The organism is Bifidobacterium callitrichos (assembly GCF_008698085.1).
Classification (GTDB): Bacteria; Actinomycetota; Actinomycetes; order Actinomycetales; family Bifidobacteriaceae; genus Bifidobacterium; species Bifidobacterium callitrichos.
This window is the reverse complement of sequence record NZ_RZJP01000002.1, coordinates 291,560-315,605: the sequence shown is the minus strand read 5'-3', so window position 1 is coordinate 315,605 and position 24,046 is coordinate 291,560. Positions and strand designations below refer to the sequence as shown.

20 protein-coding genes and 1 pseudogene are annotated in these 24,046 nt (G+C 65.1%); 9 read left to right on the top strand and 12 right to left on the bottom strand.

The window, feature by feature from the left end; all coding sequences use genetic code 11:
• Positions 1–111: 111 nt before the first annotated feature.
• The 3 genes from EMB92_RS05940 to EMB92_RS05930 form a co-directional block, all read right to left on the bottom strand.
• Positions 112–1,155, bottom strand: a complete 1,044-nt coding sequence (locus EMB92_RS05940) for a glutamyl-Q tRNA(Asp) synthetase (RefSeq protein ID WP_150394118.1) — start codon at positions 1,153–1,155, stop codon at positions 112–114.
• Between the two features lie 64 nt (positions 1,156–1,219).
• On the bottom strand, positions 1,220–2,665 hold the full coding sequence (locus EMB92_RS05935) for a zinc ribbon domain-containing protein (protein WP_150394117.1): 1,446 nt from the start codon (positions 2,663–2,665) through the stop codon (positions 1,220–1,222).
• The gene (locus EMB92_RS05930) at positions 2,646–3,251 is read right to left on the bottom strand and encodes an IS607 family transposase (RefSeq protein ID WP_395951836.1); all 606 of its coding nucleotides are present in this window, start codon (positions 3,249–3,251) and stop codon (positions 2,646–2,648) included. The genes EMB92_RS05935 and EMB92_RS05930 overlap by 20 nt, the downstream gene beginning before the upstream one ends.
• 156 nt (positions 3,252–3,407) lie before the next feature.
• Here EMB92_RS05930 and EMB92_RS05925 point away from each other — a divergent pair, with 156 nt between their 5' ends.
• Complete coding sequence (locus EMB92_RS05925) at positions 3,408–4,526, top strand: glycerophosphodiester phosphodiesterase family protein (RefSeq protein WP_150394115.1); 1,119 nt, start codon at positions 3,408–3,410, stop codon at positions 4,524–4,526.
• 184 nt (positions 4,527–4,710) lie between these two features.
• Here EMB92_RS05925 and rlmH read toward each other — a convergent pair whose 3' ends face one another.
• From rlmH to EMB92_RS05885, 8 genes and pseudogenes are all read right to left on the bottom strand, one after another.
• Positions 4,711–5,190, bottom strand: coding sequence for a 23S rRNA (pseudouridine(1915)-N(3))-methyltransferase RlmH (gene rlmH / locus EMB92_RS05920; protein ID WP_150394114.1), 480 nt, complete (start codon positions 5,188–5,190; stop codon positions 4,711–4,713).
• Positions 5,191–5,474: 284 nt separating this feature from the next.
• The gene (upp, locus tag EMB92_RS05915) at positions 5,475–6,116 is read right to left on the bottom strand and encodes a uracil phosphoribosyltransferase (protein WP_043165636.1); all 642 of its coding nucleotides are present in this window, start codon (positions 6,114–6,116) and stop codon (positions 5,475–5,477) included.
• A 284-nt stretch (positions 6,117–6,400) separates the two neighbouring features.
• Positions 6,401–7,009 carry a hypothetical protein gene (locus EMB92_RS05910; RefSeq protein WP_043165717.1) on the bottom strand — a complete coding sequence of 203 codons (609 nt, stop codon included), beginning with the start codon at positions 7,007–7,009 and terminating at the stop codon, positions 6,401–6,403.
• Between the two features lie 136 nt (positions 7,010–7,145).
• The gene (locus EMB92_RS05905) at positions 7,146–8,150 is read right to left on the bottom strand and encodes an NUDIX hydrolase (protein WP_150394293.1); all 1,005 of its coding nucleotides are present in this window, start codon (positions 8,148–8,150) and stop codon (positions 7,146–7,148) included.
• A gap of 403 nt (positions 8,151–8,553) precedes the next feature.
• Positions 8,554–10,791, bottom strand: a complete 2,238-nt coding sequence (locus EMB92_RS05900; RefSeq protein WP_150394113.1) for an RNA degradosome polyphosphate kinase — start codon at positions 10,789–10,791, stop codon at positions 8,554–8,556.
• Between the two features lie 118 nt (positions 10,792–10,909).
• The gene (locus tag EMB92_RS05895; RefSeq protein ID WP_150394112.1) at positions 10,910–12,193 is read right to left on the bottom strand and encodes a hypothetical protein; all 1,284 of its coding nucleotides are present in this window, start codon (positions 12,191–12,193) and stop codon (positions 10,910–10,912) included.
• 260 nt (positions 12,194–12,453) lie between these two features.
• Positions 12,454–13,476 (bottom strand): annotated as a pseudogene (locus EMB92_RS05890) (CpaF family protein); the annotation flags it as partial.
• 28 nt (positions 13,477–13,504) lie between these two features.
• The gene (locus EMB92_RS05885) at positions 13,505–14,443 is read right to left on the bottom strand and encodes a CpaE-like family protein (RefSeq protein ID WP_150394110.1); all 939 of its coding nucleotides are present in this window, start codon (positions 14,441–14,443) and stop codon (positions 13,505–13,507) included.
• Between the two features lie 992 nt (positions 14,444–15,435).
• Between EMB92_RS05885 and EMB92_RS05880 the strand changes: the two genes are divergently transcribed.
• The 4 genes from EMB92_RS05880 (at position 15,436) to EMB92_RS05865 (ending at position 17,856) form a co-directional block, all read left to right on the top strand.
• Entirely contained in the window at positions 15,436–15,693 is a 258-nt protein-coding gene (locus tag EMB92_RS05880) for a DUF4244 domain-containing protein (protein ID WP_150394109.1), read from the top strand.
• 241 nt (positions 15,694–15,934) lie between these two features.
• Entirely contained in the window at positions 15,935–16,279 is a 345-nt protein-coding gene (locus EMB92_RS05875; RefSeq protein ID WP_150394108.1) for a TadE family type IV pilus minor pilin, read from the top strand.
• Positions 16,280–16,284: 5 nt separating this feature from the next.
• Complete coding sequence (locus EMB92_RS05870; RefSeq protein ID WP_190973572.1) at positions 16,285–16,701, top strand: Rv3654c family TadE-like protein; 417 nt, start codon at positions 16,285–16,287, stop codon at positions 16,699–16,701.
• Positions 16,702–16,743: 42 nt separating this feature from the next.
• Positions 16,744–17,856 carry a diacylglycerol/lipid kinase family protein gene (locus EMB92_RS05865; RefSeq protein WP_150394106.1) on the top strand — a complete coding sequence of 371 codons (1,113 nt, stop codon included), beginning with the start codon at positions 16,744–16,746 and terminating at the stop codon, positions 17,854–17,856.
• 34 nt (positions 17,857–17,890) lie between these two features.
• Here the strand turns inward: EMB92_RS05865 and EMB92_RS05860 are convergent, their stop codons facing one another.
• The gene (locus EMB92_RS05860) at positions 17,891–18,535 is read right to left on the bottom strand and encodes a TetR/AcrR family transcriptional regulator (RefSeq protein ID WP_223847594.1); all 645 of its coding nucleotides are present in this window, start codon (positions 18,533–18,535) and stop codon (positions 17,891–17,893) included.
• Positions 18,536–18,638: 103 nt separating this feature from the next.
• Between EMB92_RS05860 and dnaX the strand changes: the two genes are divergently transcribed.
• The 4 genes from dnaX to EMB92_RS05840 all read left to right on the top strand — a co-directional run bounded on the left by dnaX (position 18,639) and on the right by EMB92_RS05840 (position 23,966).
• Complete coding sequence (gene dnaX, locus EMB92_RS05855; RefSeq protein WP_150394105.1) at positions 18,639–21,692, top strand: DNA polymerase III subunit gamma/tau; 3,054 nt, start codon at positions 18,639–18,641, stop codon at positions 21,690–21,692.
• An 83-nt stretch (positions 21,693–21,775) separates the two neighbouring features.
• On the top strand, positions 21,776–22,378 hold the full coding sequence (recR, locus tag EMB92_RS05850) for a recombination mediator RecR (RefSeq protein ID WP_043165625.1): 603 nt from the start codon (positions 21,776–21,778) through the stop codon (positions 22,376–22,378).
• A 178-nt stretch (positions 22,379–22,556) separates the two neighbouring features.
• Positions 22,557–23,321 (top strand): aspartate kinase, encoded by a 765-nt coding sequence (locus EMB92_RS05845; RefSeq protein ID WP_043165623.1) that lies wholly within the window; start codon positions 22,557–22,559, stop codon positions 23,319–23,321.
• Between the two features lie 75 nt (positions 23,322–23,396).
• Positions 23,397–23,966: an ACT domain-containing protein gene (locus EMB92_RS05840; RefSeq protein WP_150394104.1), complete on the top strand. Its 570-nt coding sequence runs from the start codon at positions 23,397–23,399 to the stop codon at positions 23,964–23,966.
• The last annotated feature ends 80 nt before the right edge of the window (positions 23,967–24,046 follow it).

Below are 24,046 nucleotides of genomic sequence, written 5' to 3'. Positions count from 1 at the left end.
TCACTCGCAAAGCCCGATGCGCATTCCCGCGCACCGGGCTTTTGTCGTTCTCCTATGTCGGCTCCCCTTGTCAGGGGAGCTGGCCCGCGAAGCGGGTCTGAGGGGTAGTCTTTACGCCTCCAGCGCCTCAGCCAGCCACCTCGGCATCGCCGGATCATCCGGCTTGAGCGCCCGATCGGCCGGATCCACCCGCAACACGCCCCACCCGTGCTCGGCGAACAGCGGCAGCAGATCGGCCGCTGCGCACGGCTCCGGCCGGTCGATGAGGCGCAGCAGCCACGCGCAGCAGCCGATGACCTCCTCGGCTTCCACCCCGCGGGCGCGCAGCGCCCCCATATCGAGCGACCGCTCGCGCTTGGCGAGACGGCGTCCGGCAGCGTTGTCGATCAGCGGGATATGCGTGTAGCGCATATGCGCAGGCGCCTCGACCAGACACTCGCGAATATAGATCTGCAACGCAGTGGACCGCAGCAGGTCGCGCCCGCGCACGATGGAGTCGACGCCCATCAGCAGATCATCTACGGTGACGACGAACTGATAGGCGAACAGCCCATCGGACCGGCGAATCACCGAGTCACCGATCTCGCGCGCAAGATCATAGGTCTGCGGCCCGAAGATCTCATCCACAAAGCGGACAGTACCGCCGGCAGCGCCATGCCCGGTCTCAGGCATCGCAATGCGCAGGGAATGCCGATCCCCATGTGCGAGCCTCGCCGCAACGGTCTCGGGGTGATCGCGTATCAGACGCCGGCAGGTGCCCGGGTAGATCTGGAAACCATCGCCTTCCTGCGGCGCGGAGGCGGCGCGGATGTCCGCACGCGAGCAGAAACACGGATAGATCAAGGCGGGTCGAAAATCCCGCAGCGCCGCAAGAGCCTCCTCATATATGTCGAGCCGTCGCGACTGGTACACGGGTTCTCCGTCCCAATCAAGCCCAAGCCAGGCCAGATCATCCATGATCCAGCGGTCCGCGTCCGGCAGCACGCGTGGGGTGTCGATGTCCTCGATGCGCAGCAGCATGCGGCCATTCCCGTTGGTTCCGTCGGTTCCGTTCCGGATGCCGCCGGCGCGGGCATCAAGCCACGCCGCGAGCATCGCGGTGATATTGCCGATGTGCATGCGCCCGGAGGGAGTCGGCGCGAATCGTCCTGTCATGCCCTCTAGCGTAATACGCGCGAATTCACCTGCCGTTCGTAAGAGTATGAGAACAACTGGTATTTTATGATGTTGTTGTTTTCTTGACCCGCGTATCGGTTTTGGCTTTCGCTTTGGCCGACGTCGGGGAGCCGTACTCCGGGCGGCGTGACGGGCAGTGTGATCTGTCCGGGCATCGCTGGGCGTGCTCTTTGCGGAGTCTGCTCAGGATGGTGTGTCTGCCGATCCATCGCCAGTCTTCGGGGCGGGAACGTCTCGCCTTGATGTTGGTGGCGGCGACGATGTCGGCGTTGCATGCGTATCCGCAGCATTCGCAGCGGAAGTGTTCCCGGTCGGGCCTGTTCCGGGGAGAGGTCCACCCGCATCGGGGGCATTCCTGGCTGGTGTACGCGGGGTTGACCCGGGTGATGGTGATGCCTTTGAGCGCGTGAAGCCGTTCGAGCTTGGCGCGTACCGCGTTGCGGCCGGCGCGGGTGACGATGCGGTTGAGCCGTTTCGACAGTCCGCCGTGGCGGAAGTCGAGGTCCTCGACGACGAGCTCCCTGACCCGATCGTCCGCGATCAGGTCGAGGACGCGGTTGACCTCGTTGGTCACATGGTCGTGGATGCGTTTGTTGAGGCGGCGGAAGCGCTTCGAATCACGGTATCCGACGTTGGAGCGGGCGAGGTCGCGGGTCAGCGCGAGAAGCTCCTCGTCACGTTGTTGGAGCCATGCGAACAGGCGCAGACCGTAGAGGCGCCCCTCGGAGGTGGCGAACAGGCTGGACAGGCCCCAGTCCAGTCCGATGACATCGCCCTGGACGCGTGGCTCGGCCTTGTCCTGCGTGGTCATGAGACGGACGGTCATGCCGCCGTCCTCGTCGAACCGGATCTGAAGGTGGTTGGCGAGCGTCTCCGGATCCCGGGGGTCGAGATGCGGGTTGAGATCGGAGTGGATGTCGAGGGGCGCGTGGATCGGACGACCCTTGTCGAGGGTGGAGATGCGCGCCCAGTAGGGGAACGTGCCGCCCATGGCGGAGGGTTGGATTTCGGCGATCTTGCCGTCCATGCTCAGCGTGCGGCATCGCATGGGATTGGGGAACCGGTGGCGTTTGCGCAGATGCTTCATGATGCGGCGCGCCATCCTATGGGCCTCGTCATCGACCGGCTCCCACCATGCGTGGCGCAGGTTGATGCGCCACAGTTCGCGTTTCATGTCGTCATCGAGACTGGAATGGGATACGATCGACCGGAAGTCGATGACGCGCAATTCGATCCACGAGTCCATCATGGCCCGGGCCTGCCGGGTGATGGAGTCCCACTGCCTTTGGCTGAATCCCTCCCACTGTTTGGCGTCCACGTACCGGGGGAGCCTCTCGCCTCGGATGAGCCTGTCCTCGAGCAGAAGCAGCGTGCGCCGCAATCCCAGTCTCCACGGCCGCAGCATGACGCGCAGACGCATGGCCTTGCCCCGGTTCAGGGGCATGGACACCGCGTACGAGCGGTACGCCTTACCTGGTTTGGCCGGCATGATCCGCCTCCTCTCCCTCCAGGAGGACGCGTGTCATGGCCATGGCGCGCTTGGACCGGCGCTGTCCGTAGAGTCGCGCGCTGAACGAGTGGATGATGGATACGAGATCCTGCACGAGGTCCGCACGGTCGTCGCCGGTCTCGTTGATGACGATGATGCGCCGACCCTGCGATTCGAGGAACAGGGTGAACCAGTTGAAGCCGAAACGGGTGAGGCGATCCCTGTGCTCGACGATGAGCGTGCCCCAGTCGGTTCGTTTGAGCAGGGTCGTGAGCCTGCGCCGCGTGTCGTTCACGCCGGAGCCGACCTCCGCGACGGAGGCGACGATATGGTAGCCATTGGCCACGGCCCAGTCCTCGACGCGCTTTCGTTGCGCCGGCAACTGGGTTTTCCTCTTGGAGGGGTCGGACACGCGCGCGTAGACGGCCGCGTCGTTGAGCGAGAACCCCTTCGACTCGTCGGGCACGATGATCGCCCCCACCTCGTCCCGATACGCGCCCGGAATCCGGCCGGCCTTGAAACGATTCCAAGCCGCCCGATACTGAATCCCATGCAGACGCGCATACTCGGACAACTTCATACCCACCAGCATACCATAAAGGAGTAGAAAATACTACTCTTCAAGCAACCAATTGTAAGACCCCGTTTCCCCGTATAGGCCCTCGGCGGTAATCTGATAACCAACATTGCGGGGGCCGGCGACTGACCGCGACCCCGCGTCACGGAAGGATCAAGGACCGTCATGTCGAAATACCTCAGGAACGCACTGATCGGAGGCGCAGCGCTCGCCGGCGCGGCAGCATGGGCGCTCGCCCCGCGTTCGTTCAACGACAAGCGTCGTAACTTCGTGCCCGTCATCCCCGACGTTTGGTATGCGCATCGCGGCCTGCACGACGCCGGATCGGGTCTGGTCGGTGTCACCGACATTCCCGATTACGGCGGCGATAACCCGGTCAGCGCCCAGGCGGACACGGCCGATGCGTCCATCGCCGAGAACGCCGATTATGTGGCGCTCGCCCGGCGCATGGCACTGAAGGCCGGCTACGGCACGCCCGATGTGACCGGTCCGCTCGCCCCGGAGAACTCGCTCGCCGCCTTCGCCGCCGCCTGCGAGGCCGGCTACGGCATCGAACTCGACCTGCAGCTGACGCTCGATGGACAGGTCGTCGTCGTCCACGATGCCGACCTGCTGCGTGTGGCCGGCGATCCTCGCCGCATCGAGGATCTCACCTATGACGAGCTCACGCGCATCCCGCTGTTCCCCGCGGCCAACGGCTCCAAGCCGGGCGATCTCAAGGCCGCCCCGCTGCCGGGCGCCGAGGAGAAGGTGCCTCTGGTGGTCACGCCGCCCACCGCGCCCACGGGCTACTACCAGCATGTGCCGCTGTTCTCCGACGTGCTCAAGGTCGTCGCCGGCCGCGCGCCGCTCATCGTCGAGTACAAGTTCTCCAACAATCAGGCGTGGGGTGAGCGCGAGGTGGAGTTGATGGAGAAGGGCCACGCCCTGCTCGAGGCGTACAGCGGCCCGTATGTGATCGAATCCTTCCACCCGGGTGCCGTCAACTGGTACAAGGAGCATCACCCGGACGTCTGCCGCGGACAGCTGAGCTGGCCCGCCAAGCTTGGCAAGAACGGTCCGGCCGAATGGGCTGCCGGTCTGCTGGCCTTCGACTGGCTGTCCCGCCCCGACTTCATCGCCTACGACTGGACGGGCGGTTCCTCGCCGCAGGTGCGTCTCGCCCGTGCGATGGGCGCGATCACGGTGTCGTGGACGGTGCGCTCCAGCGCCGAACTGGCCGACTGTGACCAGTTCTTCGATCACCACATCTTCGAGGCGTTCGTCCCCGACGACATCCGCTGATCGCGGGGCCGCCGCATCGTCTGCCGGATTGCCGAGAGATGACGGTCCGGCAGACGATGTCAGGTATCGGACAACCGACCTCGTCGCCATATGGTTCGCGGGATTCCGGGTATGTTCCAAGACCTCAAAGATTCCCGGGATACCGGCGATTCCCGGGGCGTTTCCAGCCCCGGTCCTCCATCACCTACTTGTGATACGGCTCCCCGGCGTTGATCTTGTAGGCGCGGTAGATCTGCTCGAGCAGAATCACGCGCATGAGCTGATGCGGGAACGTCATCTTCGAAAAACTCAGACGGAAGTCGGCGCGGCGCAGGATCGCATCATCCAGTCCGATCGACCCGCCGATGACGAGCTGGATGTGACTGACGCCGTGCAGTCCCCAGTCCGAGATCCTCGCCGCCAGCTCCTCGCTGGATAGCTGCTTGCCGTCGATCGCCAGAGCGATGACGAACGCATTGTCGCGCAGATGCTTCGCGATGCGTTCGCCCTCCTTCTCCTTGATCTGCCGCTCGGCGCCTTCGGAGGCATGCTCCGGCGTCTTCTCGTCCGCGACTTCGATGATGTTCAGCCGGCAGTAGCGCGACAGTCGTTTCGAGTACTCGTCGATCGCGTCACGCAGGTAGCGTTCCTTCACGCGCCCCGGCGCGATGATGTCGATCTGCATGTGGTCCTCATTCCGATTCGGTCTGATTCGGTTCGTACGTTCATGGTGGCGATCAGACTCCTAGCCCCGCAAATCGTACGATGAGATGCAGTCAGCGTACGGCGATTGGGGCCTGATCAACAACATCCCCCGCTTTCGTGCGCTGACCTGTCTTCAGCATACGAAAACGGGGGATTGATCGGCGATAGCCTCGTTGTCCGTACACTGACCGGCGCGCAGTGTACGGACAACAAGGCTAGGTCCCCGATAGTCACCGGGAACGTACGGATGTTGGTACGGGAGGATCAGTCGATCACGCCGTAGAGGCGGTCGCCGGCGTCGCCGAGGCCCGGCACGATGTAGCACTTGTCGTTGAGCTTCTCGTCGACCGCGCACACCACGACCTTGAAGTCGATGGACGGGTCGATGTGCTCCTCGACGTACTTGATGCCTTCGGGGGCGGCGATGATGTTGATCGCGGTGACGTCCTTCGCGCCGCGCTCGGCCAGATAGTGCGTGGCGGCGACGAGCGTGCCGCCGGTGGCGAGCATCGGGTCGATGAGGAAGCACTGACGGCCGGAGAGGTCATCGGGCAGGCGGTTCGCGTAGGTGATCTGCTGGGTGGGATGCTCCTCGTCGCGCTTCATGCCGAGGAATCCGACTTCGGCGGTCGGCAGCAGGCGGGTCATGCCGTCGAGCATGCCCAGGCCGGCGCGCAGCACCGGCACGATGATCGGGCGGGGTTCGGCCAGCTTCTTGCCGGTCATCGGGGCGACCGGCGTCTCGATCGGCGTGGCCACGACGGACAGGTCTCGGGTCGCCTCGTACGCTTCGAGCATGACCAGCTCGGAGACGAGCTCACGGAAGGTGGAGGACGGGGTGTTCTTGTCTCGGAGCACGGTCAGCTTGTGCTCGACGAGCGGGTGATTCAAAACATGCAGTTCCATGGTTTCTAGACTACCTCGTTATCGGGGGTATAGGAGCTCGCCCGCGTCGGCGCATCAGGAGTGACCAGTGGTTAGAGGCCAGAGACCAACAAAGAGCAATAAAGAACAACAAAGAGTGAAGCGCCGAACCGTGAAAGCGCCTGTCGGCGCAAAGGCCGCTCGCAGCGGCAAAAAATGGAGCCCGGGGCTTAAGCACGGCCCGACGCGCCTAACAGTATACCTGTGCGAAAACCCGTGCCACGCCGGCCCGGCGAATCCATATTTTTGGCCCCGTTTACTCCCGACTATTCGAGCTTGCCGCGCCTCCACAGGTTCGCCGCGTGGTGGAAGTCCTTCGCGGTCGCCATGAGATTCGCCCCGTTGTGCAGCATCTGCGCCGCCTTGGTCCGAATCGTCTTGGCATCCGCGGCATCCTCCCGATGCGCGGCAGCAGCGTTCAGCTTTCCCGCCTCCACGCGCAATCCGAGCGCCACCACGTCGGTGAACGCCGCCGCTCGCTCCATCGCCACCGCGAAATCGCCGGTGAACGCGCCGGAGAGGATCGAGTCGGCGAGACGCGCGATGTCGTCCTCGGTCGGCGCCTGATCGACGCCCGCGATGGCCGACGCGCTGGTCGCGACCGGCTCGCCGACGCGCCACAGGCGCGCGATGTCGTCGCGCCGCGAACGCATCCATGTGCGCAGCATGTACAGTCGCCACAGCACGCCCGGCAGCGAGTCGGACGGCGACGAGCTCCACAGTTCCGCGATGTCGTCCACGCCGTCGCGTTCGACGACGGTCAGCACGCGGGCGACCACGCTCGGATCCTCGCTGTGGCGCACGCGGTCGAGCAGCGATGCGGCGGAGGAGTGCGCGATCTCGTTGACCATGCCGGGATCGGAGCCGCCGGCCATCTGGTCGAGCAATGCGGGAGCGAGCTGACCCGGGCGGGACGGGCGCGTGCCGCGTCCCGGGGTCGGCACGAATCCCGAGTGGGAGGAGCGGACCGACCCGGATCCGGAGTTGGTGAAGCCGTCGGTGAGGGAATAGCTAGTAGACAAGCGGTGTGACCTTCTGAATGTCGATGATGCGTGGACCGTCGGGCGTGGGCGTGATGAACAGCGCCATCGCGTTGCCTGTGGGCATGTAGGGCGACTTGGCGATCAGGCGCTTGGCGAGCAGCGGCGAGACGCACAAGGTGCGCAGATGCTCGAATATACCACCGATGACCGGCCGGTGCATGCATACGGCCGTGGGTAGCTTGTGGTCGAGCGCGTACTGGATCTCGCTGAGCATGCACTCCCATGCCCCCTCCGGATCGCGTGCGAATGCGTCCTCGGTGAGTGCAGGCAGGTTGACCATGTCACGGTGCGTCTGCCACGCGAACATCTCGATGGTCTCCTGACAGCGGATCCACGGCGAGGTGGACAGTCGAATCGGGTTGAAGCATGCCAGTTCGTAGCTCAATGCGAACGCGGCCGCCGCGCCCAGAGGCGTAATCGGACGATTGGCGTCGGTGCCGCGCCATGATTTGCGCGCCTCCGCCTTGCCGTGACGCACGATGAGGAACGGCACCGCGTCGGCCGCGCCCTCCTCGAGGCGATCGATGAACAGGGCGAGGATCTCCTTGTCGGTCGAGTGGCTGAGCTTCTTGCGCGCCTGATCCGGGGTGAGCCAGATGATCTCGTCGATCTCGTCCTTGTCGGCGCGATGCACCGGTCCCAACGCGCCGGTGCGTTTGAGGCTTTCGATCGGTGAGATCTGCGTCGCCATCCAGAACAGGATGTGCTTCGTATCCACGGTGCGATCCTTGGTGTGGCGCAGCTTGCTGCCCTCCTCCGACTGCGGGTATTCGATTTCGCCCAGATATGGCCCCAATGCCACCGGCAGACCCGTCTCCTCGCCGATCTCGCGCACGGCTGCGTGGCGATGCGATTCGTTCGGATCCAGCTTGCCCTTCGGCCAGCTCCAGTCATCGTATTTCGGGCGATGCACGAGACACAGTTCGATGTCGTTGAACAGTGGCGTGCGATGCGGTGCGACGCCGCCGTTCATGTCGGATTCGCCCTCCGCATTGGTATCCGCAACGTCGCGGGCGGGGGGATCTGGGGTGGTACCCGCCACGATGCCGTCATCGAGCGGGCCGGCCGTGGCGACTGCATCGATTCCAATCCCGTGCACGGTGTCTTCCTGCGGTTGACGTCGTCGGTACAGGATGCCTCCGGCGGCCTCGACGATCTTTCTCACTCTGCTACCCACCCTTCAATGATACGTGCCGCATGTGTGCGCTCTACGTAGTTTTGCGCCTGAATACGCGAAGGCCGGCCCATTGCTGGGCCGGCCTTCGAACGACATGCAGTTATCGTGTTGTGCTACGGACGATTATACGCCGTAAGGCGGTGGCTATCCGTCCGCACGCCGACCGGAACCAGTCACGTAACCGGCTCCGGCCAGGTGTTCAGCTGTGCGCGCCGCGACGACGCGTGTGCTTGCGGATCAGGTACTCCTGGCAATCGACCAGCGGGCGACCCTCCTCGTCCTTCGAATGACGCTCGTAGGAGCCGTCCGGCAGCATGTGCCAGCTGGAGGTGGAGTCGGCCATCTGCAGGTCGATGTAGTCGAGCAGGGACTGGATCTGCTCCGGGGCAGTGATGCGCACGAGCGCCTCGACTCGACGATCGAGGTTGCGGTGCATCAGATCGGCCGAACCGATCCACACCTCCGGCCCGGACATCGGGCCCTCGCCGATCTGCGGGCCGTCGGAGTTGCAGAACGCGTAGATGCGGCTGTGCTCCAGGAAGCGGCCGAGGATCGAACGCACGCGGATGTTCTCGGACAGGCCCGGAACGCCCGGCTTGAGCGAGCAGATGCCGCGCTCGACGATGTCGATCTTCACACCGGCCTGCGAGGCGCGGTACAGGGCGTCGATCGTCTTCTCGTCCACCACGGAGTTGACCTTGATCTTGATCCAGGCCTCCTTGCCGGCGCGGGCGGCGTCCTCCTCACGGCGGATGCGCTGGATGAGACCGGAGCGGATGGTGCGCGGCGCGACGAGCAGACGGTGGAAGCTCGACTTCGGTGCGTAACCGGACAGCTGGTTGAACAGGCGGGTGAGATCCTGTCCGACCACCGGGTCGCAGGTCAGCAGGCCGAGATCGGTGTAGATGCGGGCGGTCTTCGGGTTGTAGTTACCGGTGCCCACGTGGCAGTAGCGGCGAAGGCCGTCGGCCTCCTGACGCACCACTTCGATGAGCTTGCAGTGGGTCTTGAGGCCCACGATGCCGTAGACGACGTGCACGCCGGCGCGTTCGAGCTTGCGGGCCCACGCGATGTTGGCGTCCTCGTCGAAACGAGCCTTGATCTCGACCAGCGCCAGCACCTGCTTGCCGGCGTGAGCCGCATCGATCAGCGCGTCGATGATCGGCGAGTTGGAGCTGGTGCGGTACAGCGTCTGCTTGATGGCCAGCACCTTCGGATCGGCGGCGGCCTGCGCCAGGAAGGCCTGCACGGAGGTGGAGAAGGAGTCGTAGGGGTGGTGCAGCAGGATGTCGCGCTCGCGGATGGCGGCGAAGATGTCCTGCGCACGGCTCGACTCGACCTCGGCGATCTGACGGTTCGTCGTCGGAATGAACGGGCGGTTCTTCAGGTCCGGACGGTCGATGCCGCCGAGCTCGAAGAGCACGGTCATGTCCAGCGGGGCCGGCAGACGGTAGACCTCGTCCGGGCTGACGCCGAGCTGGTCGGCGAGCAGCTGGGAGAGGAACGGGCTGGTCTGATCGGAGATCTCGAGGCGGATCGGCGGTCCGAAGCGACGACGCAGCAGTTCCTTCTCCATCGCGTTGAGCAGGTTCTCGGCGTCATCCTCTTCGACGTCGATGTCCTCGTTACGCGTGACGCGGAAGGAGCGGGCCTCCTTGATGATCATGCCCGGGAACAGGGATTCCAGGTGGGCGATGATGAGGTTCTCCATCGTGATGAAGCCGTAACGCTCCTCCTTGGACTCCTCATCGGTCATGTCGTCGACCGGAACCAGACGGTTCAGGTTGCCCGGGATCTTCACGCGGGCGAAGTGCGACTTACCGGAGGCCGGGTTCTCGACGATCACGGCAAGGTTGATGGAGCCGCCGGAGATGTACGGGAACGGGTGGGCCGGATCCACGGCGAGCGGCGTCAGAACCGGGAAGACCTGCTGACGGTAGTAGCGCGACAGGCGCTCCTGCTCGGCGGTGGTGAGCTTGTCCCAGCTCAGCAGCACGATACGCTGCTCGGCCAGCGCCGGGAAGATGTGGTCGATCACGTAGTGGGCGTGCTCGTTCTGCAGCGCGTGTGCCTGCTCGCCGATCGCGCGCAGCAGCTGGCGCGGGCTCAGACCGGCCGCGGACGGCACGGCGATGCCGGAGTCGATGCGGCGCTTCAGGCCGGCCACGCGGACCATGAAGAACTCGTCGAGGTTGTTGGCGAAGATAGCCGCGAAGCTCGCGCGCTCGAGCAGCGGGATGTCCTCATCCTCGGCCAGCTCGAGAACGCGCTTGTTGAACTTCAGCCAGCTCAGCTCACGGTCGAAAAAGCGGTCGGTGGGCAGCGGAGCCTCACCTTCCAGAGTTTCGCGCCGGTCGGTCTTATCGGTTTCGGCGATGTGCTCTGCGATTTGGCTTCGCAGGATCGCTTTCGATGGTGCGTCAAATATCTGTGCCATACTTCTCATCCTAGGCGTTGGAACGGTTCTCATGCAGTGAACTCGCCAAAGTTCAACGCGAGTTCACATTGTTCTCCCGTTTTGACTACGTCGTTACGTGTTCGTGCGGGTCGCTTTATCACGCGCCCATCGCCGCCATCATCGACGCGATCCCCGGCACGATGCCGATCATCACGAACGCCGGCAGGAAGCACAGCGCCGATGGCAGCAGCAGCTTCACGGACAGTTTCGCCGCCTCCTGCTCGATCGCCGACAATTCCTCGCGATCGTATTCGCGCGCCGCGAGCGCAAGCCGTTCGGTGGGGGATGCGCCGTGATTCCACGCCTCGCCGAGACACTCGCAGACCACCATCATGGACGGGTGCAGCGCGGCCAGTCCGATGACGCGCTCGGCATCCTCCTCGTCGTCGTCCGTATCTCCTCGTTCGGTCAGTACGGCGGCGTTGGCGCTCAGCCACGCCTCCTTCCAGCCGGCGCCACGGGTGAGGGCCCGCCCTGCCTCGACGAGACTGCGTGCCAACGGCTTCCATTCGCTCGTGCCGTTGCGGCCGGATTTTCCGGAACCGCCGAATCGTCTCGAGCGCACTCGCCCGTCCGCTGTGTCCGCCTCGGTCAGCACCGTTCCCACGGCGATCATGGCGCTCGGTATCGATGAGCCCTGACCGAGCGCCGCGCGCAGCATCTCCAACGCGATCGGCAGATTGTCGTCGATGCCTTCGCGGCGGCCGAAGGCGCGGAGCATACGGTTCGTCCACAGCATGCCGGCGCCGTACCAGACCATGCCGATGGCGAGACACACCCATCCCGCCACGCTGGTGAACAGGAACCGGAACGAGTGCATGCCCATCAGCTCTCCCGCGAGGATGGTGAGCAGCGGCAGGAACGACAGCAGCCTGATGGTGGCCTTGGGGCCGGCGAACGCCTGCTGTTTCAGGTCGTATGCCCTGCTTTCGCGGCGATGGTCGATCCCTACCGCCTCAAGGCACAGCGACACCGCGCATCCGAGCCGTTCGCTCAATCGGCAGGCGGCCGCCAGATGCCGTGCGGTGCGTTCGATGTCCTCTTCCGGATCGCGTTTGCCGGCGCGCGCCCGCAATACGGCTGCGGCACGCGCGGCGCTGACCTGGGGCGTCGCGAACCGTATGCCCCCCTGATCCTCGAAGGCCTCGACCACGTTGCCGCCGCCCTTCGTGCGCGCCACGATGGCGGCGATCGTCGCATCGATGCCGGTCTTCGCCGGGCCGTCCGCATCGCCGTCCGGACTGGCCGCGATGCCGTTGACTCCCCAGCCGTACGGAGCGGCGGTCGGCTCATGCCACAGGAAGAGCGCGCCGACGCCGAGTATCGCCATCAGTGCGATGAGGACGGTCGCGGAGGCAGGCATGGCGATGCTCCTTTCCATTCATGTTTCCTCTCGTGACGTGTCATGGCCACGGTCGCAGCCGTTGCCCCGGCGTTCTCGTGCGTATCCTCGTACGGCTTCGCCGGTGCCGCATGCCTCGCTCTGGTTCGTTGCGGCGTTGGCCGCGGCGGCAGCGCCACGGACATCATGCCGCCGGTCGGGGTCGATTCCGCGGTGTCCGCAGTGCCCCTGCTGCTGTTGGTGTCATGCGTTCGTCTGCCTTCCACCGTGGCCGTTGACGTGGAGGCGTCGGTGCTTCCGCCGTCGCTCCTGTCATCTGAAGCGACGCTCCACCGCTCGACGAATGCCTCCCATCCGGCATCCAGCTTCGGCGGGGAGACCCCGTCCCATATGCACAGCGGCTGGCCGTCCAGATCGCCGTGCCGGTCGACGAGCCGGCCGATCTGCGCGATATGTCGTCCGTTCGTGGTGCGTTCCACGTGGATCACGACATCGAAGGCGTCGTGCGAGAGCATCGTCATCGCCTGCGGTTCCAGCCCCGCGAGCAGCCCCAGCGAGATCAGTCGCGAGGGCACGCGGGCGACGCTGTCCGCGTGCAGTGTGGTCATGCCGCCGTGATGGCCGGAATTGTAGGCGCGCAGCAGATCGGCGATCTCCTCGCCTCGGCATTCGCCCAACACCACGCGATCGGGGCGCATGCGCAGCGTCGCCTTGACGAGATCCGGCAGTCCGATCGCGCCCGACCCCTCCACGTTCGACTCCCTCGTGGCGAGCGAGACGCGATTGGTCAGCGGCAGCGCACCCAGCTCGCGCACCTCCTCCACGGTGATGACCCGTTCGGTCGGTCCGCATTCGCCGAGCAGCGCCTTGAGCAGCGTGGTCTTGCCCGCGCCGGTGCCTCCCGTGATGAGCACCGTGGCATGGTTCGCGACGAATCCGCGCATCAACGGCAGCCAGGCGAGGGGAAACAGCCCTTTGGCGCCTAATGCCGACAGCGGCGAGAACATGCGGTCGGGCAGTCGGATCGAGATGGATGCGCCCTGCGGCACCAGCGGCGCGATCACCGCGTGGATGCGCACGCCCTCCTCGCTCGACGCGTCGGCGATCGGCTGGGCGTCGTCGAGTCGGCGTCCGAGCTGCGCGCACAGCTGGACCGCGTAGTCGCGTACCACCTGCGGGGAACGGAACGGGATGCGTGCACTGTATTCGCACATGCCCTCGCCCTGATCCGCCCACACCTTGCCGTCGCAGGTGACCGCCACATCGGTCACGCGCGGATTGCGGACGATCTCCTCGAGAGGGCCGAAAATCAGATCGGTCATGGGTGTTGTGCCTCCTTACGTTGTGCTGTCATGAGCGGGATCTACGCGTCTTGGTCTTCGGCGCGCGATGACGTGCCGCGCGCGGCTGAGGGGCCGGGGCGACGATCCGATCGGCCAGTTCGTCGACCACCTGTCTGGCCGATTTCGGCACCGAGCGGATGCCCAGTCCGTTCATGATGTCCGCGCACAGGGCGGGATCGCAGCGCAAAGGCCCCAACGCCTCGTCGCCGAACCGTTCGATCGCCTCCCGCAGAGCCACGGATGACGACGCGGACCGCTTCGTCGCGCCGCGTGGCTCCACGCCGACGACCAACGGCGGATCGTCGCCGGCGATCCCGGTGCCTGCGTGATCGCCGTCTGAGGCCGATTGAGGATTCAGCGCCCGATTCCGCGCCTGCGAGAGCAGCGCAAGATGCGATCTCGCCCGGGCCATCCCCAGCGCGGACAGTTCGACGGCGACGACCTGACGAGCCATGGCCAGTTCGGGGATGGTGCGCAACGCATCGCCGCGTCCCGCGTCGACCAGCACCAGATCGTTCGATTCGCACAGGGCCTTGACGGCCGCCTGCAGCTCCCACTCGTCGGGATCCTCGCCGAGCCAGGGCGCGTGCGCAAGAACCCGCATATCCTCCCACTGAGGCAGTTCATGATTGAGCGCATTGCCTTCGATATGCCCCAGCGGGGCGTTGAGATCCTGCAGCGTCAATCCGGGCTCGTGTTCGATGCCGAGCATCACGCCGAGCCCGCCGCCGCGCAGATCGGCATCCATCAGTGCGCAGGAGATCCCACGCTTGCTTGCGGTCAGCCCGCACATTGCCATCAGGGTGGTCAGTCCGACGCCGCCGCCGGGGGAGGTGAACGCGACGAGATTGCCGCGGCTTCTGACGGTTGCGGCGGCGTCGATGCCGCCGAAGGGAACGCCTGATGGGGAGGCGCTCTGTGGGGTCGGGGCAGCTGGCGGCGTCATTGCCGGTGGTGCTGACGGAGGCATCGGCGGGGGAGCTGGTGGTGGTGCGCTCGGAGACGGCACTGGCGGTGTCGGGTAGGGCGGTGTCGGGGCATGCCGTACCGGTGGGGCGGGAGCTGGCGCGGCCGGTGTGCAGGTCCCCGGCATCGGTGCCGGCTCGGCGGGGAGAGGAACGTTGCCGCGTTGTCTGCCGAAGGACGGGATTCTCGGTTGTTTCGTCGATGTGATCATGCGGCCGATTGAACCGGGTGATGTCCGGCAGAGGCAACCGATCCCGGCCAATGTGGACGAAACCCCTCGACTTGTCTTCGTGTGATTGCTTCATTGCTTCCGTTGAGGGCTCGAGTACCTCGAGTGAGTGCCCCGTCAGTCTGTCCGTTGGCTCCCAGTTCGCGGCTTCCTGCGCAACAGAAAGGGCCCGCCGAAGCGGGCCCTTTCGTAACAAGTCCAACTGCGAGCAGAATCTCAACACAACATCATCGTTGCAACGGTAAGTCTTTCCAATGCCCGTCCAACGTATTAGTCCTTTGACCATTACTTTTTGTGGGCTCTGCTCTGTTCAGTTGTTCTTGTAGTTCATAATCTAGGCGCGCCGCCGCCCTCGCGCAACCTGCAACGGCCCCTTGTTCGATTCTTTGCGCAAATGGTCATATGTGCGTGCCGACAACGTAGAAATGAATCGACCTGTGCGATTCAAAACGTTTGACTGTGCTGTTGTGTTCTCTTTGGGTATCCGATCGGCGTGTCGCGATCGATCGCGGTCGGTGATGCGATCGGTTATCCACAATGGGGCTCCCCATCCACAATGGCTGTGGATGACACGCCGGCGATGTGGATAACCCGGGGGTTTCGTCCACATGCCCCGGATTTTCCGTGTTCGTCGGATCGATCGGCGGCACAGTGGTCACACCCGGTTCGACAGGGTTCCAACGTCGGAGCCGCCGGCCGAAACGGGGAAACCAGGAAACCAATAACGACATGATGAAGGAGTCATGATGAACACCAAGATCAACAACATGCTGACCAGCGCCAAGGCTCGTCTCTACATGCTTGACGCCAGGATCCGCACCCTGACCGCCGAGCCCGAAGAGGGCGCGGCGACCGTCGAGTATGCGGCCGTCACCGTTGCGGCCGTAAGCCTCGGCGGTATCCTTTGGACGATCCTGAAGTCCAAGGAATTCAAGGCCTTGGTCCATAAGGTCTTCACCACCATTTTCGAGGCGGTCACCACGGGAACGTTCGCCGCTTGATTCCCCGTGAGTCGAGCCTGATCGCAATCGGACGCCACCGATGAAACCGTACGTAAAGCGTCGTGCACGTCGTCCGCCGGCAACGATCTCCGCCGTTGCCGGCGGACGGCATCAGTCGCCGAACCAATCGCCATCTCTTCCCTCGTCGGCCCGTTCAGGGCCGACGCCCCCGATCCATAAACGCAGCCGCGATAATCGTGTCTTCAACCTTCGGGGACGGTTGCCCGCAGTACTCACATGGATGTCCCGTTCCGACGCCGGCGCGGTCACCGCCGAATTCGCCAGCGTACTGCCTTCCGTGATGGTGATGATCATCCTGCTGGCTGCGCTCGCCCGCGGAGTGGTGGTGTCCATGACCTGTCAGGACGCCGCATCCGCCGCCGCCCGCGCCGTCGTCTCCTCCGGAGGGGACGCGGATTCCGAGGCCGCCGCTCAGGCGGTCGCCGGGAAGGATGTCGACGTCGACATCGATGTCGACGCCGAAGCCGGGACTGTCACCGTCATCACACATTGCCCGGTGGTTCCCGATCCGATGGGCGTGTTGCCGTCACTGGCATCGGGCAAAGCGGTGGGAGTGCTGACATGAGGGACATGAGTAAGCAAAACGACAGGCGCCTCGGCCGCCGCGGGCGATTCGACCGATTCGCCGCCACCGCAACCGCATGCGATGAAGGCGCCGGCACCATACTCGGCATCATCATGATCACCGTCGCCACGGTCATGATCGTCGTGGCGGTGGGCGTCGGCCAGATACTGGTTGGCCGTTCCCGTGCGGCAACGGCCGCGGATATGTCGGCGCTTTCCGCGGCCAACGCCCTGTGGTCCGGCGGTGAGCCATGCGAGGTGGCAGCCAGGGCCGCCGAAGGCCAGGGCGCGCATCTGATCTCCTGCGACGTCGGCGGTGACACCGGCGAGGACGTGCTGGTTCAGGTGGGCGTGGACGTCGGGATGCCGTTCCTGCCCGATATGATCCAGTCCGCTCGGGCAGGGCCGACGGTCTGCGAATAGACTGCTGGCGCGTCAGCCGGCCTCCCGGTTATCGTGTTGCGTATGACCGAGAGCCAGAAGCATACGACCGTCGCCATGGTCGGCAATCCCGTATCCGACAAGGGCAGAGGCGCCAGGATCGGAACGCAGGTATTCGACATGCTGACCGAAGCCGGCCGCCATCATGGATTCGATGTGCTCGATCTGACCGGAAACAGTTTCGACGACTCCCTTGCCAAGGTGCGCGGTCGCATGAACGACTACGACCATCTGGTCGTGGTGGGCGGTGACGGCATGATCGCCCTCGGCGCGAATGCTGTCGGTTCCAGCGGCAAGCCGCTGGGCATCGTGGCGACCGGATCGGGCAACGACTTCGCCCGCGGTCTCTCACTGCCGGTCAACAAGATCCCCACGGCGGTCGAGGGCATCGTCGGAGCGATCGTACGCGGATCGTATATCGACGTCGACATGGGCCGGGTCACGGCGTTGCCGGGATTTGTCGCCGTTGATCCCACCACCGGCAAGGAGCTTGCCGATGGTGGGATCAACGGCGACCGGTACTACGCGGGCATGTTGTCCTGTGGATTGGATGCGAGCATCAACGACCGGGCCAACCATTCGCGATTGCCGGGAGGATCGCTGCGATACTTCGCGGCGGTGCTCGTCGAGGTGGCGCATCTCAAACGGTACGGGTACCACATCAGGGCCACGCTTGCGGATGGCACGATCGAGGAGCATGATCTCATCACGCCGATGGTGACCGTCGCCAATTCGCGGCACATCGGTGGCGGGCTGGAGGTGTCTCCGTACTCGCGGTTCGATGACGGGCTGCTCGACCTGATCTGGATCGATCACATGCCTGGTCCGTTGGAGATCGCCGATGCGATCTCCAAGGCCTACAACGGTAAACTGCTCGCCTCCCGCATCTTCGGGTGGAAACGGGTGCGTGCCGTCGAGATCACCCGGGCTGCGGTGGGTGACGAGCCGCCGGTGCTGATGGCGGACGGCGAGTACATCGGTCGACTGCCGGTGGTCGTACGGGCGTGCGATCGTTCGCTGCGCGTGCTGGTGCCGCCGGCCGTGGTCGGCTGGCATGAACGAGCGCGAGGCGAACAGGCGGTGCTGGACGCCATACGCCGCGACGGACGCGATCCGATCACCGGCGCATTCGTCTGATTCGACTGGTGGTTCGGTTCGACGGTCGCCCGGTTCAGCTGGCCGTAGCCGTTGCCGCCGGCGATGAACGGAGGTAGTCGGTCAGATGCAGCGTCTGTGCGATCAGCGACTTCAGCGTCGCGTCGGTGACGTTCGCATGCGATCGGATCAGGGAGATCAGCCCGACGATGAGCGTGAAGAACGTCTCGTGCACGTTCGTGATCGGCATGCCGTGCAGGAGCGCGAAATCGCGCACGACGGTGCGTTCCAGCAGGTCGGCGATACGATCGGCGATGCGGTCGATGAACCGGATGTACAGCTCCGCATTGCCCTCATGGATCATGCGGGCCGAGAACGGACCCTCATTCGCGATGAGGGCGCGGATCAGCCGTACCATGTCGTCGAGCGCCTTGTCGATGTTGCCGGTCTCGCGGGATGCGTTCCACGCCTCGAGCTTGGAGAGGATCTCGCCCACCACGTCGTCGAGCACGGCGTCGGCGACCGCGTCCTTATCGGGGAAGTAGTGGTAGAACAATGATCTGGTCATGTGCACCCGCGAGGCGATGTCGCTCACGGTGATCCTGGAGAAGCCCTTCTCCAGACAGATCTCTCTCGCTGCGCGCACGATCGCCGCGCGCCTGGCGTCTCCTTTGCCCGTCGCCGTCATCGTCGCTGTTGACGTCGTGTCAATACTGCTCATGGCAACAGTGTAGGTGATTGCGGTGGTGCGCACGACGGTTGTGCGCGTTTCGTCAACATCCATCGCCATCGATGGGTAGTCGGTTTGAGGTAGGTTGGAACATATGGCACTTGCACTGTATCGACGTTATCGCCCGGACACGTTCGAGGGAGTAATCGGGCAGGATCAGGTCACCGTACCGCTGATGCGGGCGCTGGACGAGGGCAAGCTCACTCACGCGTACCTGTTCTCCGGTCCGCGAGGTTGCGGCAAGACCAGCTCCGCCCGTATTCTCGCCCGATGCGTGAACTGCGAGAAGGGACCGACCTCGCATCCGTGCGGCGAGTGCGAGTCCTGCAAGGATCTCGCCACCGGCGGCCCGGGGTCGATCGATGTGGTCGAGATCGACGCGGCGTCGCACAACGGTGTCGACGATGCGCGCGAACTGCGTGAACGCGCAGGATTCGCCCCCGCACGCGACCGGTACAAGATCTTCATCCTCGACGAGGCCCATATGGTCACGCCGCAGGGATTCAACGCGCTGCTCAAGATCGTCGAGGAGCCGCCCGAGCATGTGATGTTCATTTTCGCCACCACCGAGCCCGACAAGGTGATCGGCACCATCCGCTCGCGCACCCACCACTATCCGTTCAGGCTCGTTCCGGCTGAGATCATGGGGCCGTACCTTGAGAAGATCTGCGATGAGGAGCACATCAAGCCCGAACCGGGTGTGCTTCGGCTTGCGATGCGCGCCGGCGGCGGATCGGTGCGAGACACACTGTCCGTATTGGATCAGCTCATGGTCGGCTCGGTCGACGGCGTGATCACGCACGACGCCTCCGTGGCGCTGCTCGGCTTCACGCCCGAGGCGCTCATCGGCGAGGCGATCGACGCGGTGATCGACAGGAACGGCAAGGACCTGTACGGCGTCATCCAGAAGGTCGTGGTCGGCGGCTTCGATCCGCGCCGATTCGTCGAGGACCTGCTCGCCCGCGTGCGGGACCTGCTGGTGCTCACGTTGGCGGGGGATCGGGCGGAAAGCGTGCTGTCCGACACCGCCGAGGCTGAGGAGATGGGCGATCTGCATCGTCAGGCGGCCGCGCTGGGGCTCGGCGCGCTCACCGCCATGGCCGACATCATCAACGACACGCTGGGTGCGATGACCGGTGCGATATCGCCGCGCATGCGTCTGGAGCTGCTGGCGGCGAGACTGCTCGCCGGAGCGGAGACCGGATTCGCGGCTCCGGCCCCCGCCGCGATCGGCAGCGGCGCGGGCAACGGCATGGGAGGTGCGCAGGCGTCGGCTGGTGCCGGAACAGCCGGTGCCGGGACTACCGGCGGATTCGCCGGCAATTCCGGAGCCGGGAACGCGGTCGGCTCGGGTCATGGCAGCTTCGCCGGTGCGGCGCGTAACGCCGGAGGCGCTCGCGGCAATGCCGGCGGCGTCGGTGGTGGTTTCGCCGGTGCCGCGCGCAATCAGCAGGCTGTTGCCGGTGCCGGTTTCGCTGTTTCATCCGCTGCTGCGGGCGATGCAGGCAATGCCGGCGTCTCGGGAGCGGGAATCTCGCATGGTGACGGCTTCGTGAACGCTGCGGTTTCCGTTGCGGCGGCGGCCTCTACCTCAGGGGCCGGAGCATCCGCCGCTGGGTCCGCGGCCGCGTCGACGGCAGCCGGCGATAACACCTCGCAGGTCACTGGTGGCACTGCCGCCCCCGCTGCTTCCGACAATCGCACGCCCGACCAGAAGTGGGATGCTCTGGTCGCGTCGTTGCCCGACGACGTACGCCGATACGTCACCCGCGACAAGGTGCTGCGCATCAGCCTGCGTCCGTACAAGCAGACCGGTCGGATGAGGCTGTGGCTGAAGTTCGACAAGCCCCTCAGCAAGTACGCCTTCGCGCTGGCCGTGGCATCCGAAGAGGTCGACGGCAGCAACAAGGTCGTGTCCATCCTGCGCTCCGAAGTGCGCAAGGTGTTCGGCGAGCAGACCGAGATCGCTCCGACCCCCACCACCGACGACGGTCAGAAGACGCCGGCCTTCAGCAAACTGCCGATGGGTGAGCAGCAGCGCATCAAGGCGCAGCTGCTGCAGGAGAACCTCAAGGCGGCGGCAAGCCTGTCCGCCACGGCCGAGTCCGCTGCCTCGTCGGGGAACGGCGGTCAGGAGTCGAGCCGTGAGCACGCAGCCCAGAGCGCGCACACGGCCAGTGCCTCGTCGGACGATGACGAAGCTCACCGAGCTCGGTCCGCCGCGCTGTCGGCGTTGGATGACGACGACCCGTGGGCGCATCCGACGCTGACGAAGCCCGCTGCATCGGCGGTTGGAATCGGCGGCAATGGTCCACGAGACAATGCCGGTGAATCCGGGGCGGACGAGCACCATCACAAGCACGTGGCGGTCCCCGATCTGAGCGATGGCATCGACCCGTGGGCGCAGCCCGCGGCCATGCCGAAGCCCGGAAACATCGGAGCCGGGCACGGCGTCGGTGATCATTCATCCACTTCTGGGCAGCCGGGACAATCCGGACAGCACGGACAGCCGGAACCGTCGGGAACCGGTGCCGGCGGCGACGATCGGATGATCGGACGCCCGACTGTCGCCTCATCTGCTCCGGCCGGTCAGAATGGACGGAGCGCCTACGGCGATCCATGGAACCAGCCCGCTCGACCGGCAGGGCCGGGAGCCGGAGCTCCCGATGCGTGGTTGGCGCCGTCGGCCGGTAGTGCCCCGACACAGCCGAATCGCCCTTCCGGGACGCCCGGCCCCGGGTCGCAGCGTCCGGTTCCAAACGAGCCGGACGACCCATGGAAGGACGTGCCACCGCCCAGCGAGCCGGACGATCCGTGGAATACACCCTCGGATGTTTCACGTGAAACACCGGCGAAGCCCGCCGGCACCGCAGGTGTAGGCGTTGGCGGCGGGGCGGTCGTTGGCGCGGGATCTCCGGCTGATCCTTGGAACGTCGCCCGGTCGCAGTCGCCCGCGTCCGCAAGGCCGCAGGTCTCCGCGGATGAGGACGAGTACTCGATGGACGACCAGTCGCTCGGCGAGGCCACCGCAATGGATCGGAACGAGCTGCTGCGGATGTTCGAAGTGAAGAAGGTCGAACAGTTCGCCGCCGACGATCCGCACAACCCGCGCAACGCCCATCCGGCACCCAAGCATGACGACGAGTGACGGGGGCGGCGCGAATGGTGCGGAACGGCACTCGAGCGCGCGCATGAAGACACGGAATGAACACGTGACAAGGAGGAACGGGCATGGCATTGGCCTATGACGGCGCGATCCAACGGCTCATCGACGCATTCAACAAACTGCCCGGCATCGGGCCGAAAGGCGCACAGCGCATCGCATTCTACCTGCTGAGCGCCGACGAGCAGGAGGCGGCGGCGCTCGCCGACGCCATCACCGAAGTCAAGGCGAAGGTGCGCTTCTGCGACATATGCGGCAACGTGTGCGAGACCAGCCCGTGTCCGATCTGCTCCGATCCGCGACGCGACCACACGCTGATCTGCGTCGTCGAGGAGCCAAAGGACGTGATGAGCATCGAGCGCACGCGCGAATACCGCGGCATGTACCACGTGCTCGGTGGGGCCATCAACCCGATGGCCAACGTCGGACCGAGTGATCTGCACATCGCAGGACTGCTCGAACGGCTCAAGGACGACAGCGTCAAGGAGATCATCCTCGCGCTCGACCCGAACATCGAAGGAGAGGCGACCACCACGTACCTGAGCCGCCTGATCAGCCCGCTCGGCATCAAGGTCACGCGCCTCGCCAGCGGACTGCCGGTCGGCTCGGACCTCGAATACGCCGACGAGATCACGCTCGGCCGTGCGCTCGCCGGCCGCCGCGAGGCATAGGAGGAATCCGCCTCCGTTCCCTCCGCTGTCTCCTTGACATCTCCCGCCGTCCGCATGTTGGGTGAGCGGATGGGGTTCGGGCCGCGAAATCCTTATAATCGTGCCGCTTACGTAGAATAAGCGGACGGAATATCGAGGGGCGCATGCCCCGAAACCCCCAAGAGAGAAATGGACAGCAGTGGCTCTCATCGTACAGAAGTACGGCGGCTCGTCGGTCGCCGATACGGAATCGATCAAACGTGTGGCCAAGCGCGTCGTCGAGACCAAGAAGAAAGGCAACAAGGTCGCCGTGGTGGTATCCGCAATGGGAGACACCACCGATGATCTCATCGATCAGGCGCTGAGCATCGACTCGAACCCGCCCGAGCGCGAGATGGACATGCTCATGACCGCCGGCGAACGCATCTCGATGAGTCTGCTTGCCATGGCCATTCATGCGGAAGGCAGTCGCGCCCACTCCTTCACCGGACAGCAGGCCGGCTTCTTTACCGACGCACGCTATGGCGCGGCCCACATCAAGGCCGTCAAGCCCGACCGCGTGAAGAACGCGCTGTCGCTGGGAGACGTCGCGATCGTCGCCGGATTCCAGGGCATCAACGCGAAGGGCGATGCCACCACGCTCGGCCGCGGCGGCTCCGACACCTCCGCCGTTGCGCTCGCCGTTGCACTCGGCGCCGACATCTGCGAGATCTACACCGACGTGGACGGCATCTTCACCGCCGATCCGCGCATCGTGCCGACCGCACGCCGCATCCCCTACGTCGGCTACGACGCGATCCTCGAAATGGCATCCTGCGGTTCGAAGGTGCTCGCGCTGCGCTGCGTCGAATACGCGCAGCGATTCAACATGCCTCTGCATGTGCGCAGCTCCTTCTCCCACCGCCCTGGCACGCTGGTCGTTCCCGAGGGAGTCGACCCGCGCACGCTGCCGAACATCGACTGATCGGTCGAGATCACGTCGACGGCATCGCGCCGACGGTATTGACAACACGTTTACGAAGCAAGACAAGGCAAGACAATGAGCGACAACAACAACGAAAAATCGATGGGCGATCTGTTCCCGGACCTCGGCCCCGAGGCTCCGGTCATCTCCGGCGTGGCGCATGACCGCAGCGAGGCGCTGGCCACCGTGCGTGGCGTGCCGAACGAGCCGGGCATGGCAGCGAAGGTGTTCACCGAGCTGGCGGCCGCCGGCATCAACGTGGACATGATCGTGCAGGCCGGCTCCTCCGCGGGCCTCGCCGACATCTCCTTCACCGTGCCGGAGTCGTCCGTCAAGGCGGTGGAGAACGCCCTGATCGACAAGCACGAGGAACTGGGCTACCGTGCCTTCGACGTGGATACCAAGGTCGGCAAGGTCGCCGTCGTCGGCGTGGGCATGAAGACCCACTCCGGCCTCGCCGCCAAGTTCTTCCAGGCGCTGAGCGATCACGGCATCAACGTGCTGATGATCTCCACCTCCGAGATCCGCATCGCCGCGCTCGTGCCGCTCGACCAGCTCAACGATGCCGTGCGCGCCCTGCACACCGCCTACGGTCTCGACGCCACGCAGGTGGAGGCCGTCGTCTACGGCGGCACCGGTCGCTGAGCGATCACGCCGATAGGATAATGGGGCGGGCACGGTTTTCTGCCACTCAACGAACATCAACCGATTGACCTGCGCTGAGT